At 73.0% G+C, this 14,601-nt stretch carries 15 protein-coding genes and 1 pseudogene; 15 read left to right on the top strand and 1 reads right to left on the bottom strand.

What is annotated here, in order from left to right:
- Positions 1 to 25 precede the first annotated feature (25 nt).
- The 7 genes from GA0070564_RS00630 to GA0070564_RS00605 all read left to right on the top strand — a co-directional run bounded on the left by GA0070564_RS00630 (position 26) and on the right by GA0070564_RS00605 (position 7,599).
- Entirely contained in the window at positions 26 to 2,143 is a 2,118-nt protein-coding gene (locus tag GA0070564_RS00630) for an acyltransferase family protein (RefSeq protein WP_091601111.1), read from the top strand.
- Positions 2,140 to 2,298 carry an SGNH hydrolase domain-containing protein gene (locus tag GA0070564_RS29120; protein ID WP_176730515.1) on the top strand — a complete coding sequence of 53 codons (159 nt, stop codon included), beginning with the start codon at positions 2,140 to 2,142 and terminating at the stop codon, positions 2,296 to 2,298. The genes GA0070564_RS00630 and GA0070564_RS29120 overlap by 4 nt, the downstream gene beginning before the upstream one ends.
- A gap of 86 nt (positions 2,299 to 2,384) precedes the next feature.
- Complete coding sequence (locus GA0070564_RS30120) at positions 2,385 to 3,512, top strand: sensor histidine kinase (protein WP_091601109.1); 1,128 nt, start codon at positions 2,385 to 2,387, stop codon at positions 3,510 to 3,512.
- Complete coding sequence (locus tag GA0070564_RS00620; RefSeq protein ID WP_091601107.1) at positions 3,509 to 4,165, top strand: response regulator transcription factor; 657 nt, start codon at positions 3,509 to 3,511, stop codon at positions 4,163 to 4,165. The genes GA0070564_RS30120 and GA0070564_RS00620 overlap by 4 nt, the downstream gene beginning before the upstream one ends.
- A 130-nt stretch (positions 4,166 to 4,295) precedes the next feature.
- The gene (ffh, locus tag GA0070564_RS00615) at positions 4,296 to 5,852 is read left to right on the top strand and encodes a signal recognition particle protein (RefSeq protein ID WP_091601105.1); all 1,557 of its coding nucleotides are present in this window, start codon (positions 4,296 to 4,298) and stop codon (positions 5,850 to 5,852) included.
- A gap of 70 nt (positions 5,853 to 5,922) precedes the next feature.
- Positions 5,923 to 6,501, top strand: coding sequence for a Uma2 family endonuclease (locus GA0070564_RS00610; protein WP_091601103.1), 579 nt, complete (start codon positions 5,923 to 5,925; stop codon positions 6,499 to 6,501).
- Positions 6,502 to 6,519: 18 nt separating this feature from the next.
- Positions 6,520 to 7,599 carry an amidohydrolase family protein gene (locus GA0070564_RS00605; protein WP_091601101.1) on the top strand — a complete coding sequence of 360 codons (1,080 nt, stop codon included), beginning with the start codon at positions 6,520 to 6,522 and terminating at the stop codon, positions 7,597 to 7,599.
- A gap of 149 nt (positions 7,600 to 7,748) precedes the next feature.
- Here GA0070564_RS00605 and GA0070564_RS00600 read toward each other — a convergent pair whose 3' ends face one another.
- The gene (locus GA0070564_RS00600; protein ID WP_091601099.1) at positions 7,749 to 8,345 is read right to left on the bottom strand and encodes a TetR/AcrR family transcriptional regulator; all 597 of its coding nucleotides are present in this window, start codon (positions 8,343 to 8,345) and stop codon (positions 7,749 to 7,751) included.
- Positions 8,346 to 8,551: 206 nt separating this feature from the next.
- Here GA0070564_RS00600 and proS point away from each other — a divergent pair, with 206 nt between their 5' ends.
- The 8 genes and pseudogenes from proS (at position 8,552) to lepB (ending at position 14,594) form a co-directional block, all read left to right on the top strand.
- On the top strand, positions 8,552 to 9,958 hold the full coding sequence (gene proS / locus GA0070564_RS00595; protein ID WP_091601097.1) for a proline--tRNA ligase: 1,407 nt from the start codon (positions 8,552 to 8,554) through the stop codon (positions 9,956 to 9,958).
- A 72-nt stretch (positions 9,959 to 10,030) separates the two neighbouring features.
- A complete protein-coding gene (locus tag GA0070564_RS00590; RefSeq protein WP_091601096.1) occupies positions 10,031 to 10,678 on the top strand; it encodes a ribonuclease FAU-1 family protein in 648 nt (215 codons plus the stop codon).
- Positions 10,679 to 10,918: 240 nt separating this feature from the next.
- The gene (rpsP, locus tag GA0070564_RS00585) at positions 10,919 to 11,431 is read left to right on the top strand and encodes a 30S ribosomal protein S16 (RefSeq protein WP_091601094.1); all 513 of its coding nucleotides are present in this window, start codon (positions 10,919 to 10,921) and stop codon (positions 11,429 to 11,431) included.
- On the top strand, positions 11,406 to 11,666 hold the full coding sequence (locus GA0070564_RS00580; RefSeq protein WP_091601092.1) for an RNA-binding protein: 261 nt from the start codon (positions 11,406 to 11,408) through the stop codon (positions 11,664 to 11,666). Before rpsP ends, GA0070564_RS00580 begins: the two co-directional genes overlap by 26 nt.
- Positions 11,666 to 12,250, top strand: coding sequence for a ribosome maturation factor RimM (rimM, locus tag GA0070564_RS00575; RefSeq protein WP_091601090.1), 585 nt, complete (start codon positions 11,666 to 11,668; stop codon positions 12,248 to 12,250). The genes GA0070564_RS00580 and rimM overlap by 1 nt, the downstream gene beginning before the upstream one ends.
- 18 nt (positions 12,251 to 12,268) lie before the next feature.
- Positions 12,269 to 13,057 (top strand): tRNA (guanosine(37)-N1)-methyltransferase TrmD, encoded by a 789-nt coding sequence (trmD, locus tag GA0070564_RS00570; protein WP_091601088.1) that lies wholly within the window; start codon positions 12,269 to 12,271, stop codon positions 13,055 to 13,057.
- A 119-nt stretch (positions 13,058 to 13,176) separates the two neighbouring features.
- Complete coding sequence (gene rplS, locus GA0070564_RS00565) at positions 13,177 to 13,536, top strand: 50S ribosomal protein L19 (protein ID WP_091601086.1); 360 nt, start codon at positions 13,177 to 13,179, stop codon at positions 13,534 to 13,536.
- A 186-nt stretch (positions 13,537 to 13,722) separates the two neighbouring features.
- Positions 13,723 to 14,594 (top strand): annotated as a pseudogene (gene lepB, locus GA0070564_RS00560) (signal peptidase I).
- Positions 14,595 to 14,601: the final 7 nt, after the last annotated feature.

The raw sequence follows: 14,601 nt of genomic DNA, 5'->3' as shown, positions 1-14,601 counted from the left end.
CTGGTCAGTGGCTATCATCCGCCGGGTGTCCTCACCGCCCGCGACCCTGGCCGCCGCTCCCGCCCCCGCCCCCTCCGTCGGGTCGGAGTCGACCTTCCGGGGTGACATCGAGGGGCTGCGGGCGATCGCGGTGCTGCTGGTGGTGCTCTCGCACGCCGGGGTGGCGGGGCTGGCCGGTGGTTTCGTCGGGGTGGACGTCTTCTTCGTGATCTCCGGGTTCCTGATCACCTCGCTGCTGATCCGGGAGCTGGGTCGGACCGGGCGGATCTCGATCAGCGGCTTCTACGCCCGCCGGGCGGTCCGCCTGCTGCCCGCGTCCTCCGTGGTGATGGTGCTGACCCTGGTCGGTTCCTGGCTGTGGCTGTCCCCGCTGCGCTCGGCCGAGTACGCGTGGGACGGCATCGCCAGCGCCTTCTACTTCGTCAACATCCGGATGGCGCAGACCGGCACGGACTACTTCGCCGCGGAGGCGTCGCCGTCACCGTTCCAGCACTTCTGGTCGCTGGCGGTGGAGGAGCAGTTCTACCTGGTGTGGCCGTTGCTGATCCTGCTGGCGACGCTGGTGGGTCGGCGGCGGGGGCGGGTGCGGATGGCGCCGGTGGTGGTGGCTCTGGCGTTGTTGAGCGTCATCTCGTTCGTCCTGAGCGTGACCGAGACGCAGCGCAGCGCGCCGTGGGCGTACTTCGGGGCGCACACCCGGGCCTGGGAGCTGGGGTCGGGCGCCATGGTGGCGCTGGCGGTGGGCCGGTTGCGGCAGGCGCCGGCGTGGTTTGCGGCCCCGCTGACCTGGGTGGGGATCGCCGCGGTGATCATGGCGGCGGTGCGGTTCGACGAGACGACGCCGTTCCCGGGCAGCGCTGCGGCGTTGCCGGTGGTCGGTGCCGCGCTGGTGATCGCCGGTGGTTGTGCCGCCCCTCGCCTCGGGGCCGGACTGCTGCTCGGGCGGGCGCCGCTGCGGTGGGTCGGGAAGCTCTCCTACGGCTGGTACCTGTGGCACTGGCCGGTGTTGATCATCGCGCCGTCGGCCTTGGGCGTGGAACCGAGCGTGCCGCTGAACCTGGCGCTGTGCGCCTGTGCGCTGGTGTTGGCGGCGGTGTCGCTGCGGCTGGTGGAGGACCCGGTCCGGCACCGCCGGTCGCTGCGGGTGCGTCCCGGCCGGGGAATCGGCCTGGGGCTCTCCCTGTCCGTCGCCGTCGCCGTCGGCGCGGCCGTGGTGCTGGTCGTGCCGCCGACCGTGCCGACCGGCGCCGACCGGGCGGACCTGGGCGCCGCGCTGGCCGGGGCGCGGGACCCGCAACGGGTGCTGGACCGCTTCATCGCCGAGGCGGCCCGCACCACCGAGCTGCCCGCCAACCTGTCCCCCTCGCTGGCGGAGTCAACCGACGCCCGCCCGGTGATCTACGCCGACGGTTGCCACGTCGATGCGCCGGTGACCAGACCGAAGCTGCCCTGCGCGTACGGCGACCCCGCCGCCGCCACCACCGTGGTGCTGCTCGGCGACTCGCACGCCGCGCACTGGTTCCCCGCCCTGGACCAGGTGGCCCGGGAGCGGCACTGGAAGCTGGTGTCGCTGACCAAGAGCGGCTGCTCCCTGGTCGACCTGCCGATCCGGATCGATGGCCTCGCCCGGGAGTACACCGAGTGCGCGCAGTGGCGGCGCAACGCCCTGCGGGCCATCCGGGACCTGAAGCCCGACCTGGTGGTAGCGGCCTCCCACGTGAACTTCCTCGCCCCCGCCGGGCAGACCGACGAGCAGTGGACCGCCCGCTGGCGGGCTGGCTGGGGGCGTACCTTCGCCGCGTTGCGGCGCGCCGCCCAGCGGGTGGTCACCATGGTCGACACCCCGCGGCTCGACGAGGACGCCCCGGAGTGTGTGGCGCAGCACCCGCAGCAGATCGACGCCTGCGCCACGCCCACCGCCGAGGCGCTGCGCCGCCCCGCGCTGCGGGCCGCGATCGGCGAGCAGGCCGAGCGCAACGGGGTGGGCGTGATCGACCCGACGCCCTGGCTCTGCGCCGCGCGCTGCCCGGTGGTCCTGGGCAACGTCCTCGTCTACCACGACTCCGGCCACCTCACCACCCGGTACGCCGAGCTGCTCGCCCCGCTGCTGGGCAGGCGGCTGCCGGCGCTGACCGCGGAATGAGCCCGCGACCGATGCCCTGGCTCTGCCGCGCCACCTGCCCGTACGTGGTGGGCAACGTCCTCGTCTACCACCACAACAACCACCTCACCACGGCGTACTCGACGATGCTGGCGCCGCTGCTCTACTCCCGACTGCCCCGGGTCGCCGCCGGCTGACCGACGCGGACGTACGTCCTGCCGCGTACCCGGATCTTCGCCCGTGGCGGTACGGATGCCGGCGCCGCGAGCGGCACAATGACGGCGTGCGGCCGGCGGCGTCATCCCGGGACCGGCGCCGGCGGGAGTCGGCGGCGGACCTGGCGTTCGCCCTGGTCCTGCTACCGCTGGTGCTGCTGGCCACCCGGCTGGCCGGCCAGGTCCGGCCGGATGCGACGCGGGTGGACGGGACGGCCCTGGCGCTGGTGACGGTGGCCGTGCTGGCGCTGGCCGCCCGCCGGCTCCTCCCGCGGGTCACGCTCGCCGTGGTGACCGCGGCGGTCTCGGCGTACCTGGTGCTCGGTTACCCGTACGGGCCGGTGCTGCTGGCGGTGCTGGTGGCCGTCGGCACGGTGGCCGTCCGGCTCCCGCCGCGGCCGGCGGTGGTGGCCGCCGCGGCGGCGCTGGTCGTGCTCCTGGCCCACCTGCTCTGGTCGCGGGGGGAGCGGCCCGGCTGGTTCGGGGTGCTGCCCGGATCGGCCTGGGTGGTGGTGCCGTTCGCGCTGGGCGTGACCGTGCGGGCCAACCGGGAGAGCGTGGAGCGCGTCCGGGCCGAGCAGGCCCGGCGGCAGGCCGACGAGGAGCGGCTGCGGATCGCCCAGGAGGTGCACGACGTGGTGGGGCACGGTCTCGCGGCGATCAGCATGCAGGCCGACATCGCGCTGCACCTGATGCCGCGGCAGCCCGAGCAGGCGGTGACCGCGCTGGCCGCGATCAGCCGGACCAGCCGGGAGGCGCTGGACGAGCTGCGGGTCACCCTGGGTGCGGTGCGCCGGGGCGCCGGGCGGGAGCCGGTGCCGGGGCTGGCCCGGCTGGACGCCCTGGTGGGCCGGCTCGCGGGCGCGGGACTCCGGGTCGAGCTGCGGGTGACCGGTGAGCCGGGGGACCTGCCGCCGCCGGTGGACCTGGCCGCGTACCGGGTGGCGCAGGAGGCGTTGACCAACGTGCTGCGGCACGCCGGGGTGGACCGGGCCGCGGTGACCGTCCGGCACGCGCCGGGGGAGGTGAGCGTCGAGGTGACCGACGCCGGGAGCGGTGGGGACGGCGGCGCGGGCCACGGCCTGGCCGGCATGCGGGGGCGGGTCGCGGCCCTGGGCGGGGAGCTGGCCGCCGGCCCGCTCCCCGGCGGCGGCTTCCGGGTGTACGCCCGGCTGCCGGTGGAGCCGACCCGGTGATCCGGGTGCTGATCGCCGACGACCAGGACCTGGTCCGGATCGGGCTGCGCGCGCTGGTGTCGAGCGAGGACGACCTGACGGTGGTCGGCGAGGCCGCGGACGGGCTGCGGGCGGTGGAGCTGGCCCGCCGGGAACGCCCGGACGTAGTGCTGATGGACGTCCGGATGCCCGGCGTCGACGGCATCGAGGCGACCCGGCGGATCGTGGCCGACCCGGAGCTGGCCGGCTGCCGGGTGGTGGTGCTGACCACCTTCGAGCTCGACGAGTACGTCTTCGACGCGCTGCGGCACGGCGCCAGCGGCTTCCTGACCAAGGACACCCGCCCGGCCGAACTGCTGCGCGCGATCCGGCTGGTGGCCGCGGGGGAGGCGCTGCTGTCGCCCTCGGTGACCCGCCGGGTGGTCCGGGAGTTCGCGACCCGGCCGGCCCGGGTGCCCCGCCCGCATCCCCGGCTCGGCGCGCTGACCGAGCGGGAACGCGAGGTGGTCGGGCTGGTCGGCGAGGGGTTGAGCAACGAGGAGATCGCCGGGCGGCTGGTGGTGAGTCCGGCGACGGCGCGTACCCACGTGAGCCGGGCGATGGTCAAGCTGGGCGCCCGGGACCGGGCGCAGCTGGTGGTCTTCGCCTACCAGTCGGGACTGGTCGACGGCTGACCTCGCGGTCGGCAGGGCGGGGGTCGGGCCGGCCCGGAGCGCGGGTAGGGGCGGCGGGCTACCCTAGCGATGGGCTGGACACCTGCCCGGCCGCCCTGCGCCCGCCGACCACGACAAACGGGATGTTCGCGTGTTTGACACCTTGAGTGACCGCCTGTCCGGGATCTTCACCAAGCTCCGCGGCAAGGGTCGGCTCACCGACGCCGACATCGACGCCACCGCGCGCGAGATCCGGATGGCACTGCTGGAGGCGGACGTCGCCCTGCCGGTGGTCAAGGGCTTCATCGCCAACGTCAAGGAGCGGGCGCGCGGCTCCGAGGTCTCCGAGGCGCTGAACCCGGCCCAGCAGATCATCAAGATCGTCAACGAGGAGCTGATCAACGTCCTCGGTGGCGAGGGGCGGCGGCTCCAGTTCGCCAAGCAGCCGCCGACGGTGATCATGCTGGCCGGCCTCCAGGGTTCCGGCAAGACCACCCTCGCCGGCAAGCTGGCCCGCTGGCTCAAGGCCCAGGGCCACCAGCCGCTGCTGGTCGCCGCCGACCTCCAGCGCCCCAACGCCGTCGGGCAGCTCCAGGTGCTCGGTGGTCGCGCCGGCGTCGAGGTGTACGCCCCGGAGCCCGGCAACGGCACCGGTGACCCGGTGCAGGTCGCCCGCGCGTCGATCGAGCACGCCAGGCGGGCCGCCCGCGACATCGTCATCGTCGACACCGCCGGCCGGCTCGGCATCGACGCCGAGATGATGCAGCAGGCCGCCGACATCCGCGACGCCGTCGACCCGGACGAGGTCATCTTCGTCATCGACGCGATGGTCGGTCAGGACGCCGTGCGTACCGCCGAGGCGTTCCGCGACGGCGTCGGCATCACCGGTGTGGTGCTGTCGAAGCTCGACGGCGACGCCCGCGGTGGCGCCGCGCTGTCGGTCCGGGAGGTCACCGGGCAGCCGATCCTCTTCGCCTCCACCGGCGAGAAGCTGGAGGACTTCGACGTCTTCCACCCCGACCGGATGGCCAGCCGGATCCTCGGCATGGGCGACGTCCTCACTCTGATCGAGCAGGCCGAGGCGGCCTTCGACACCGATCAGAAGGAGAAGATGACCGCCAAGCTGATGGGCGGCGAGCAGTTCACCCTGGAGGACTTCCTCGACCAGCTCATCGCGGTCCGGCGGATGGGCCCGATCGCCAACGTGCTGGCCATGATGCCCGGCATGGGGCAGATGAAGGACCAGCTCGCCGAGCTGGACGACAAGCACTTCGACCGGGTCACCGCGATCATCCGGTCGATGACCCCGGGCGAGCGCACCAACCCGAAGATCATCAACGGTTCCCGCCGGGCCCGGATCGCCAGCGGTTCCGGGATGACCGTGATGGACGTCAACCAGCTGCTCAACCGCTTCGCCGACGCGCAGAAGATGATGAAGCAGATGGGCGGCATGATGGGCCTGCCCGGTGGCGGCCGGCGCAAGGCGACCAAGTCGCCGAAGAACAAGCGCAAGGGCACCAAGGGCGGCAACCGGCCGCGTACCGGGGCGGGCGCCGGGATGCCGGGTGGCTTCCCGGGCGGCATGCCGCAGCTGCCGCCGGGGATGGACCCGGGTGACCTGGCCGGTGGGCAGGGGCTGCCGCCCGGCTTCAAGCTCCCGAAGATCGACTTCAACAAGCTCGGCAAGGGGGATCAGCGCCCCCGCTGAGCGCGTGTCGGTGGCGGTGGGTGACATCATCATCTCCTAGGGTGATGTCGCCCCCTGGAAGGAGATGTCAATGACCGCAGCACCGATCCTGCCCGAACGGCACGAGTGGACGGTCGACGACCTGGGTGACCTGCCCAAGGACCTTCCGTACGAACTGATCAACGGAAGGTTGATCGTGCCGTCGCCGACTGCCCTGCACCAGGACCTCTGCGTCCGCCTGCTGCTCGCCCTGGAAGTGAACTGCCCGCCCGGATACCTCGTCAGCATCGACCTGTCGATGCAGGTCGACCGGCGCAACGAGCCGCGCCCGGACGTCGTCGTCATTCGCCGCCGGAACGCCGGCCGGTCACCGGTCCCGGTCGAGGACGCGCTGCTCGCCGTCGAGGTGGTGTCGCCGACCTCCACCTTCCGCGACATGTACGACAAGGCGAAGGTCTACGCGCACGCCGGGGTCCGCTCCTACTGGGTGGTGGACCCGTTGCAGGACAAGGTGGTCCTCACCGAGTACGTGCGCGGCGTGAACCGGGAGTACGAGCAGGTGGCCAACACCGAGGATCTGTTCGTCACCGAGACGCCGTGGAAGGTCTCGGTCGACCTGCCCGCGCTCACCGCCCGCCGCGACGCCCTGCTCGCCCCCGACGGGGAGTGATCGGGTAGGACTGTGCACATGGCTCTGCATGTGCGCGGTGTGCTCCTGCCCGACGACGAGGTCCGGGACCTGTGGCTGGTCGGCGACCGGGTCACCTTCGAACCGGTGCCCGGCGCGGAGACTGTGGTCGACGGCGGTTTCGTCCTCCCCGGCCTGACCGACGCGCACTGCCACATCGGCATCGCCCGCGGTGGCGCCCCGATCACGTCGGTCGACCAGGCCCGTGAGCTGGCCCGGATCGACCGGGACGCGGGCGTCCTCGCCATCCGCGACGCCGGCTCGCCGTACCCGTATCCGGAACTGGACGACGAGCCGGAGCTGCCCCGGCTGGCCCGGGCCGGGCGGCACGTCGCGCCGCCGAAGCGCTACCTGCGCGACATCGGGGTGGAGGTCGGCGCGGCCGAGGTGGCCGCCACGGTGGCGGCGCAGGCCGCCGCCGGCAACGGCTGGGTCAAGCTGGTCGGCGACTGGATCGACCGGGGCGTGGGCGACCTGGCCCCGGCCTGGGACGCCGACACGATGACCGCGGCGGTCGCCGCCGCGCACGCCGCCGGGGTACGCGCCGCGGTGCACACCTTCTCCGAGTCGGCCGTGGAGATCGTGGTCCGGGCCGGGGTGGACTCGGTGGAGCACGGCACCGGGCTCAGCCTGGACCTGGTCGACCTGATGGCCCGGCAGGGCACCGCCCTGGTCCCCACGATGATCAACATCGCCACCTTCGGCGGCATCGCCGAGCAGGCGCGCGCCAAGTTCCCCGGGTACGCCGACCACATGATCGCCCTGCGCGACCGGTTCCCCGAGGTGGTCCGCGCCGCCCACGAGGCGGGGGTGCCGATCTACGTCGGCACCGACGCCGGCGGTGGCATCGACCACGGGCTGGCCGCGGAGGAGATGCTGCTGCTGCACGAGCGGGCCGGCATGTCCGCCGAGGACGTCCTCGCCGCCGCCTCCTGGCGGGCCCGGGAGTGGCTGGGCTTCCCCGGGCTGGTCGAGGGGGGCCTGGCCGACCTGACCGTCTATCCCGAGGACCCGCGCCGCGACCTGCGGGTGGTCCGCACCCCGTCCCGCATCGTCCTGCGCGGCCGCATCCTCCGCTGACCCCCGCGCGCCGTCCCGCCCCCGCGCCCCTGCGTCCGTCGGAGGCGGCAACTTCACGGAACCTGCCGCCTGCGCGCGACGGGAGCCAGCACCTTCCCCGAAGTTGACCGGACCCTCCGGCCGCGACGTCCCTGCTCGCGGCGGGGCGGTCAGGCGGGTGGGGTGGTGGCCGTGCGGAAGAGGTGCACAGCCAGGTCGGCCAGCTTGTCGGCGGTCTCGTCCACCGGGGCGCCGGGCAGCACGATGTGGCTCACCACCAGGCGGACGACGCTGTCCGCCGCGAACGCCAGCGCCGCCGGATCGGCGTCGGGCAGGTGGCGGCCCGCCCACTCCAGCAGCACGGCGGTCGACTCGGCGAGGACCAGGTCGGCGCGGGTGGTCAGGTAGGGCAGCAGCTCGTCCGAGCCGCCCCGGGCACTGGTCAGGATCGCCTTGACAAGCGGATTGTCGGCGGCCGAGGCGAGCGTGCGGCGGATCGCCGCGTACGCGGCCGCACGTACGTCGACGCCGTGCTCGGCCAGCGCGGCCCGTACCTCGCCGACGAACCGGTCCACCTCGTGGCGGGCGAGCGCCTCGGCCAGGCCCGCCTTGGTGCCGAACTCGTTGTAGAGCGTCTGCCGGCTCACCCCGGCGGCCGCGGCCACCGCACCCATCCGGACGCCGTCCCAGCCGCTCGCGACGGTCAGCGACCGGGCGGCGTCGACGATGGCGTCGCCCACCGGTGTGGTGTTCCTCGACCCAGTCATGGTGTCCGGAAGTCTACGGGCGACGACGCCGTACCGATCGCCGTGACCGGCAGCCGCCGGGCAGGTCGGTGGACGACGAGGTGGTACTCGGCCCGCACCCAGAAGCCACCGCCGTCGGTGCCGCCGGAGCCGCCCCCGTCCGGTCCGCGCGGTACGGGCGCGCCCGATCGCGGCACCCCTTCCGGCGGCGCATAGGATGTGCGGTCATGGCACGCGTGCTCACTCCCCGTGCGGAGGACTTCCCCCGCTGGTACCAGGACCTGATCGCCAAGGCGAAGCTGGCCGACAACGGCCCGGTCCGCGGCACCATGGTCATCCGACCGGCCGGCTACGCCATCTGGGAACGGATGCAGGCCGAGATGGACGCCCGGATCAAGGCGGCGGGCGCGGAGAACGCGTACTTCCCGCTCTTCATCCCGGAGAGCTACCTCAAGCGCGAGGCGGAGCACGTCGAGGGCTTCTCGCCGGAGCTGGCGGTGGTCACCCACGGTGGCGGCAAGCAGCTCGCCGAGCCGGTGGTGGTCCGCCCGACCAGCGAGACGGTCATCGGCGAGTTCATGGCCAAGTGGATCGACTCCTACCGGGACCTGCCGCTGCTGCTCAACCAGTGGGCCAACGTGGTCCGCTGGGAGCTGCGCCCGCGGATCTTCCTGCGTACCAGCGAGTTCCTCTGGCAGGAGGGGCACACCGCGCACGCCACCCGTGAGGACGCCCGGGCGTACGCGCGGCGGATCCTGCACGAGGCGTACGAGGACCTGATGGTCAACGTGCTCGCCATCCCGGTGGTGGTCGGCCTGAAGACCGCCCGGGAGCGCTTCGCCGGGGCGACCGCCACCTACACCTGCGAAGGCATGATGGGTGACGGCAAGGCGCTCCAGCTGGGCACCAGCCACGAGCTAGGACAGAACTTCGCCAAGGCGTTCGACATCAGCTACTCCGCGAAGGAGGGCGGCCGGGAGCACGCCTGGACGACCTCCTGGGGCACCTCCACCCGGATGCTGGGCGGCCTGATCATGGCCCACGGCGACGACAACGGCCTGCGGGTGCCGCCGAGGATCGCGCCGGTCCAGGCGTACGTGATGATCGTCAAGGACGGCGAGGGCGTCGGCGAGGCGGGGCGGAAGATCTCCGACGCGCTGCGCGACGCCGGCGTCCGGGTCGCGCTCGACGACCGCACCGACACCGCGTTCGGCCGCCGGGCCGTCGACGCCGAGCTGCGCGGCTATCCGGTACGCGTCGAGGTCGGCCCCCGCGACCTGGCCGCCGGCAACGCGGTGGTGGTCCGGCGTACGGACGGCTCCAAGTCCCCGACGCCGGTCGCCGACGTGGTCGGTGCGGTCCTGGCGGCGCTGGACGCGGACCAGAAGGCGCTGCACGACCAGGCACTGACCCACCGCGAGTCGCGCACGGTCGAGGTGGCCACCCTGGCCGAGGCGATCGAGGCGGCGGCCACCGGCTGGGCCAGGGTGCCGTGGTCGGCGGTCGGGGTCAAGGGCGAGGCCGAGGCGAACGGTCAGGGCGTGACGGTCCGCTGCCTGCTCCGCGCCGACGGCTCGGTGCCGGACTCCGAGGACGAGCCCGACCTGGTGGCCATCCTGGCCCGCGCCTACTGACGTGTAAGCAAGGGCCCCTTCTTAACGCATTCGGTATAGGAGGGGCCCCCTCTTAACAGCCTGGGGGGATCCGTGCGCTTCGAACCGGGGCGGCTGGTGGTGCACCGGAACGTGCGTCGGGGGCGGATCGGGTGGGTGCGGTCGGCGCGAGTGGTGCTGGACGACGACCGAGGGCTGCTGCTCTGGGTGGCCCGGGACTCGCCGGTGGCGCACGAGGTCGCCGCCGACGGCCGGGGCATGCGGGCCATGCCGTTCACCGAGTGGATCACCACGGGGTACCGGCTGGAGCAGGCCCGGTGGAACGGTCCGCCGGTGTTGAAGTTCCTGCCCACCGGGGCCGCCCACTCGGTCTGGTGGTTCCGGGACGCGCACGGCCGGTTCAGCAACTGGTACGTCAACCTGGAGGAGCCGGGTGTCCGCTGGGACGACGGCACGGCGGCCGGCGTCGACATGGTCGACCAGGACCTCGACGTGGTGGTGTACCCGGACCTGAGCTGGGAGTGGAAGGACGAGGACGAGTTCACCGAGCGCCTCGCCCACCCCGAGCACTACTGGGTGCCCGACGAGAGGGCGGTACGCGCCGAGGGGGAGCGGGTGATCCGGCTCGCTGAGGCGGGCGGGTTCCCGTTCGACGGCACCTGGTGCGACTTCGTCCCGCCCGCCGAATGGGACGTACCGGACAAGTTGCCGACCGGATGGGACCGGCCACCGGTCCGCTGACGGTGTCGTCCGTCACCCGGCGCCCTGGTCCGGGCGCCTCGTCCGGGTCCGGTGCGGGAGATCGACGCCCGATCTGGCAGAATGGGTCGCTGGTATCCGGCACGCGTCAGGCGCCCTCTAACCCGGGCGCGTCGCCAGTCCACCGAGCAGTCTCCGGCCCAAACCCCACTGTGCCGGTCGGCGCTCACCCGCACACCGCCCGTACCGGGCCGGTGAGATCGCAACAGGAGCGAAACAACTGTGGCCGTAAAGATCCGGCTCCTGCGGATGGGCAAGATCCGCAACCCGCAGTACCGCATCGTCATCGCCGACTCGCGTACCAAGCGTGACGGCCGGGCGATCGAGTTCGTCGGGGTTTACCAGCCCAAGGAAGACCCCTCGATCATCGAGGTCAAGTCGGAGCGGGTCCAGTACTGGCTGTCCGTCGGCGCCCAGCCGAGCGAGGCCGTGCAGCGCCTGCTGGAGCTGACCGGTGACTGGCAGAAGTTCAAGGGCCTGCCGGCCCCGCCGCCGCTGAAGGTGGCCGCCGAGCGCGCCGACCGCAAGGCGGCGTACGAGGCCGAGGCGAAGGCCGCCGCCGGGCTGGCCTCGGAGACCCCGGCCAAGCCGGCCAAGAAGGCCGCCAAGGCCGAGGCCCCCGCCAAGGCCGAGGCCCCCGCCAAGGCGGAGGCCCCCGCCGAGACCGAGGCGCCGAAGACCGAGGCTCCGGCCGAGGCCCCGGCCGCTGCTGCCGACGCCGGTGAGCAGGCCTGACGTGGCACTGCGTCCCGCGCTGGAGCACCTGGTCAAGGGCATCGTCGACAACCCGGACGACGTCCGGGTGCGGATGGTCGATTCCCGTCGGGGCAAGCGGCTCGAAGTCCGCGTGCACCCCGAGGACCTCGGTACGGTGATCGGGCGGTCCGGCCGGACCGCCAAGGCGCTGCGCCAGGTGATCGGCTCCATCGGTGGACGCGGGGTACGCGTCGACATCGTCGACTCGTACTGATGGACCTCGTCGTCGGCAGGATCGGCAAGCCGCACGGGATCCGCGGTGAGGTCACCGTGGAGGTGCGGACCGATGAGCCCGAAGCTCGTTTCGCCCCGGGGACGGTGCTGCGCACCGAACCCGGGGCGAAGCCCCGGGCTCCGATGCCTGAAACTGGGCCGCGCACCGACCCCGGGGCGGACACGGCCGGCGCCTACCGGGTGCCGGTGGAGCTGACCATCGAGGCGGCCCGGTGGCACCAGGGTCACCTGCTGATCGCCTTCGACGGGGTGCTGGAGCGCAACGTCGCCGAGGCGCTGCGCGGCACCCTCCTCGTCGTGGACAGCGCGGACGTGGCGCCCCCGGAGGACCCCGAGGAGTTCCACGACCACCAACTGGTCGGCCTGGCCGTGGTGACCCCGGCCGGTGAGCGGCTCGGCGAGGTGGCCCGGATCGACCACGCGCCCGCCTCGGACATGCTGGTGCTGCGTCGGCCCGAGGGGCGTACCGCGCTCATCCCGTTCGTCAAGGCGATCGTGCCCGAGGTGGACCTCGCCGGCGGTCGCGTCGTCGTCGACCCGCCGGGCGGACTGCTCGACCTGTAGAGCTGGAGCCCACCCCCCATGCGCGTCGACATCGTGTCGATCTTTCCCGAGTACTTCGCCCCGCTGGACCTGTCGCTGATCGGCCGGGCCCGCGCCATCGGGACGTTGCGGCTGGCCGTACACGATCTGCGGAGCTGGACCCACGACGTGCACCGCACGGTCGACGACACGCCGTACGGCGGCGGCCCGGGCATGGTGATGCGGCCCGAGCCGTGGGGCGAGGCCCTCGACGCCCTCGCCCCCGACGAGCTCAGCCCGGATGGGCACACGCTGCCCCGGCTGCTGGTCCCGTCCCCGGCGGGCGTCCCGTTCACCCAGGCCATGGCGCACGAACTGGCCACCGAGTCGCACCTGCTCTTCGCCTGCGGCCGGTACGAGGGCATCGACCAGCGGGTACTCGACCACGCGGCGACCCGGATGCGGGTGACCGAGGTCTCGCTCGGTGACTACGTGCTCTTCGGCGGCGAGGTCGCGGTGCTGGTGATCCTGGAGGCGGTCACCCGGCTGCTGCCCGGGGTGCTGGGCAACGCCGGCTCGCTGGACGAGGAGTCGCACGCCCACGGCCTGCTGGAAGCCCCGATGTACACCAAGCCGGCGACCTGGCGTGGGCTGGAGGTGCCGGAGGTGCTCCGCTCCGGCGACCACGGGCGGATCGCCCGTTGGCGGCGCGACGAGGCGCTGACCCGCACGGCCACCCGGCGCCCCGACATGATCGCCGCGTTGGCGCCGCAGAACCTGGACAAGCGGGACGCCGCGGCGCTGGACCGGGCCGGATTTCAGCTGCCGCCGGGGGATGTGGCAAAGTAGAGGGGTTGCCGCATCCGACCACGCCGTGGACGGCTGCGAGGACCCCCGGTTTCGGGGGTCAGAATCACCCATCCGCGCATCGAGTGACGGTGCGCCGTGAGCCTCACGAGGACACAGCGATGAACATCCTGGACGCCCTTGACGCCCAGTCGAAGCGGGTCGACCTCCCCGACTTCCGTGCCGGTGACACCGTTAAGGTGCACGCGCGGGTCGTCGAGGGCAACCGGTCCCGTGTCCAGATCTTCCAGGGCGTGGTCATCCGCCGCCAGGGTGACGGCCTGCGCGAGACCTTCACGGTCCGCAAGGTCAGCTTCGGCGTGGGTGTCGAGCGGACCTACCCGCTCAACGGCCCGGGCATCGACCGGATCGAGATCGTGACCCGCGGTGACGTCCGCCGGGCCAAGCTCTACTACCTGCGCGAGCTGCGCGGCAAGAAGGCCAAGATCAAGGAGCTGCGCGAGAAGCAGCCGGCGAACTGACCGACCGCTCGCCACGCCGCCCGAACTGCGCGGATGTCGTACGCGCCGGAGCACACTACTCTGGTCGTACGGGCGCAGGAGGGCACCACGTCGCGGTGACCGCGACGACGGAAAAGTCCACCACCGCCCGTGGGGTCTCGACGAGACTCCCGGGCGGTGGTGTTTTTCTGCGGACCGGAGAGTGGCATGGTGCAGATGCTTGACGAGGACGGCACCGTCGATCCCTGGCGCAGGCGGGCCCGGAGCGGCCGCCGGCAGATGCCGCTCTGGCAGGAGCTGCCGCTGCTGCTGGTCGTCGCGTTCTGCCTCGCGGTGCTGATCCGCACCTTCCTGCTCCAGGCGTTCTTCATCCCCTCCGGTTCCATGGAGGACACCCTCCTGATCGGCGACCGGGTGCTGGTCAACAAGGTCGTCTACGACGTCCGGGAACCGGTCCGCGGCGAGATCGTGGTCTTCCGGGGCACCGACAAGTGGGTCGCCCAGGAGGTCCAGGAGCCCGAGCCGGGCCTCGCCGGCAAGGTCGGCCGCACCCTCGGCGACCTGGTCGGGGTGAGCCGCCCCGGCGAGAAGGACTTCATCAAGCGGGTGATCGGCGTCCCCGGCGACAAGGTCCGCTGCTGCGACAAGCAGGGCCGGGTGATCGTCAACGGGGTGTCGTTGAACGAGCCGTACGTGGTCCGCGACTCACCGCTGGACGTGCCGCCCAATCCCCGCGAGTGCCGGTCGCGCTTCTTCAACGAGGTGGTCGTGCCACCCGGGCAGATCTGGGTGATGGGCGACCACCGGCTGGTCTCCCAGGACGCCCGCTGCCAGGGTCCGGTGCCGATCGACAACGTGATCGGGCGCGCCTTCATGGTGGTGTGGCCGTCGTCGCGGTGGGCCTCGCTGCCCGTGCCGGACACCTTCGACGGGCTGGACCGGCCGGTGGCGGCGCCGGCGGGTGCGCCCGCGCCGGTGGAGCCGGTGCCGCAGGGCGGCGCCGGGCTCGTCCTGCCCGTCGTGGCCGCCGTGTCCGTTGTCGCGCGTTCCGGTCGGTGCCGTCGCGCCCGGCAACGTAGGCTCCTT

Source organism: Micromonospora mirobrigensis (genome assembly GCF_900091555.1).
Taxonomy (GTDB): Bacteria; Actinomycetota; Actinomycetes; order Mycobacteriales; family Micromonosporaceae; genus Micromonospora; species Micromonospora mirobrigensis.
This window is presented reverse-complemented; position numbering and strand designations above follow the sequence as displayed.

What these genes read in the sequence shown, in the direction of transcription:
- GA0070564_RS29120 (WP_176730515.1), top strand. Translation starts at nt 2,140, where the DNA reads ATGAGCCCGCGACCGATGCCCTGGCTCTGCCGCGCCACCTGCCCGTAC.
- GA0070564_RS00610 (WP_091601103.1), top strand. Translation starts at nt 5,923, where the DNA reads ATGACCGCAGCACCGATCCTGCCCGAACGGCACGAGTGGACGGTCGAC.
- GA0070564_RS00605 (WP_091601101.1), top strand. Translation starts at nt 6,520, where the DNA reads ATGGCTCTGCATGTGCGCGGTGTGCTCCTGCCCGACGACGAGGTCCGG.
- GA0070564_RS00600 (WP_091601099.1), bottom strand. Translation starts at nt 8,345, where the DNA reads ATGACTGGGTCGAGGAACACCACACCGGTGGGCGACGCCATCGTCGAC.
- proS (WP_091601097.1), top strand. Translation starts at nt 8,552, where the DNA reads ATGGCACGCGTGCTCACTCCCCGTGCGGAGGACTTCCCCCGCTGGTAC.
- rimM (WP_091601090.1), top strand. Translation starts at nt 11,666, where the DNA reads ATGGACCTCGTCGTCGGCAGGATCGGCAAGCCGCACGGGATCCGCGGT.
- trmD (WP_091601088.1), top strand. Translation starts at nt 12,269, where the DNA reads ATGCGCGTCGACATCGTGTCGATCTTTCCCGAGTACTTCGCCCCGCTG.
- rplS (WP_091601086.1), top strand. Translation starts at nt 13,177, where the DNA reads ATGAACATCCTGGACGCCCTTGACGCCCAGTCGAAGCGGGTCGACCTC.